The sequence below is a fragment of the Bacillus sp. S4 genome (genome assembly GCF_040838205.1).
In the GTDB taxonomy this organism is placed as follows: domain Bacteria; phylum Bacillota; class Bacilli; order Bacillales; family Bacillaceae_G; genus Bacillus_A; species Bacillus_A cereus_U.
Genome location: NZ_JBFPJI010000427.1, coordinates 1 through 2,438 on the forward strand (window position 1 = coordinate 1; position 2,438 = coordinate 2,438).

Genomic DNA, 2,438 nt, shown 5'->3' on the forward strand with positions numbered 1-2,438 from the left:
GTAATACCTATAAGGGGTCTTAGCCATTCTAGTAAAAGAAGAAGTGCACATACATGCAGGAAGAATCTGCTCATATCCCATTGGTATTTTGTTTGTAATGTTATCATTTGCTCACCTCAAAAAACACATTTGTATACCGGTTTTCATAAACCACGTTTACAAATATTTTTCGTTTTTGTAGAGTTTCTAATATACTTAGCTCTCGATGTGAGAGTTGATTCGCTTTTTCTTTCACGACAAACACCATTAATTTTCTATTTTTTATAGCAGCACAGTCAGCCGCCTTTTGAATATCGGGAGAAAGATCGCTTGTCACGAGTATAATCGTTACGGGCTCATAAATTTTTCTTAATTCCATTTCTACACTCTGGGAGAGCGGGAATACACTGTCTGCTTGTACTTTCGCTAAATGACAAAAGATTTGCTGCAACTGAGTACCTCCATTGTCTAAAGGGAAAATAGTTCGTTCTTTTCCGACAGACACGAATGACGCTGGTGAATTTTGCTTCAAGACAGCCCTCACAATAGAGGCAGTAAACGTTACGACTGATTCGAATAGAGGGGACTCAGTTCTGTCCATGAATATCATGATATTATGGCTGCGCTGTTGTTCAAACTCTTTCGTCATAATATTGTTTGTTCGTGCAGTTGCTTTCCAATCAATCCATGAAAAGCGGTCACCAGGTTTATAGTCTCTGACACCGACAGAGACTGTAGAGTCTTTTGCTAAATTTATATTTGCTGAAAGCGCTCCTTGTTCGAAATGATTTTCCAATTGTCGATACGTTATATCTACGTACTGGGGATAGATTAAAAATGTATCTGGAACTGAAAAAGTTACTTCTTTCTCCATCATACCGAATAGATCGCCAGTTTTGACACGTACGCTTGAAAAAGTGTGCTCTCCTCTAGGGAGTGTGTCAATCACATATTGAAACGAAATATTTCGTTTTAATCCTGGAAAGAGTATTACCTTATTCATCTTTGTTTGTATACAACTTGTAAATTGTGATGGCAGTTCATCTTCTATAACTAAATAAAGTAAGGGAAAAGGAAATTTTCTTTTTATTGTAATAGTGCTTGAAAATTGTTCTCCTGCTACATATTCGTTTTGGTTTGTTATTCGTTTTACTTCAGCATCCCGTAAAGCGTAGAAGGGGAGTAGTAGTGAATAAAGACCAATAGGAATCGTACTGTAAAACAAAAACCAACTTACAAATCCTCCTTGAAGCATAGCGTACACAAATGTTAAGACTAGGCATAAAGGGATTAGCGATAACTTGGTAACGTGATATAGTGCTCGTAGTATTCGTTTCATCAAAGGTTCGTCGTCCTTTGAGTTGGCACGGTAGTTCGTGCAACGATTTTGGCGATAACTTTTTCTCCTGTTATTCCTTCAAATCTTGCTTCCATTTTTAGAATGAGTCTGTGAGCTAAAACGTAAGGAGCTAAAAATTTAACATCGTCTGGAATAATATAATTTCTACCATGGATGAATGCATAAGCCTGTGAAGCTTTCATTAAAGCAATTGAGCCGCGTGGACTTGCACCTAGCTGTATAGAACTATAAGTACGAGTCTGAGTAACAAGCTTTATAATGTAATGCTTGATTGCTTTGTCCATGCTTACTTCCCGTACGCTTTGTTGTAAATAAAGTAATTCTTTTATTGTAGTAATAGCTTGTAAATGGGAGAGTGGATTTGTTTTTTCCATCCGGTTTAAAATTTCAAATTCTTCTTCTGGTGTAGGATATCCCATTCTTAGCTTCAACAAGAAACGATCGAGCTGAGCTTCTGGTAAAGGGTATGTTCCCTCATATTCGACCGGATTTTGTGTAGCCATTACAAAGAACGGTTTTGGTAACGGTCTTGTAATGCCATCTATTGTGATAGTGCCTTCTTCCATACTTTCAAGTAAGGCAGATTGTGTCTTTGGAGATGTACGATTAATTTCATCAGCAAGTACAAAATTCCCCATAATTGGTCCAGGCTTAAACTCAAATTGGAGCTCTTTTGGATTGTAAATAGAAACACCTGTTACATCTGACGGCAGTAAATCAGGTGTGAATTGAATCCGCTTGTAATCGGCATCAATTGATTTAGAAAGAGCACGTACTAGCATTGTTTTCCCGACACCGGGAACATCTTCTAATAGTACATGACCTTCAGCTAAGAGAGCTGTCAAGACTAAGATCGTTTCTTTTCGTTTTCCGACCATTAATTTTTCAATATTGTTGATTATTTTTTCTACAATGGGATGTAATGAATCAATCTGGGGCATCGTAATCCTCCTAGTTTTATTATCGTTTTCTAATCTATTTAGTGGACAATAGAATTTATCCCTCTATTTGCGGGTAGTAAAACTCTTATCTTAAATTCTGAGAATATTCAGATTATTTATTCCGATTACAACTAGTATAATTGTTTCCATAACTAAGG

Annotated in this window: 2 protein-coding genes; both read right to left on the reverse strand. The window is 36.8% G+C overall.

Annotation, left to right across the window (positions count from 1 at the left end; genetic code table 11):
* Positions 1 to 103 precede the first annotated feature (103 nt).
* Positions 104 to 1,318 carry a DUF58 domain-containing protein gene (locus AB3X48_RS21125; protein WP_016104673.1) on the reverse strand — a complete coding sequence of 405 codons (1,215 nt, stop codon included), beginning with the start codon at positions 1,316 to 1,318 and terminating at the stop codon, positions 104 to 106.
* Positions 1,318 to 2,280, reverse strand: a complete 963-nt coding sequence (locus AB3X48_RS21130; protein ID WP_016104674.1) for an AAA family ATPase — start codon at positions 2,278 to 2,280, stop codon at positions 1,318 to 1,320. The genes AB3X48_RS21125 and AB3X48_RS21130 overlap by 1 nt, the downstream gene beginning before the upstream one ends.
* Positions 2,281 to 2,438: the final 158 nt, after the last annotated feature.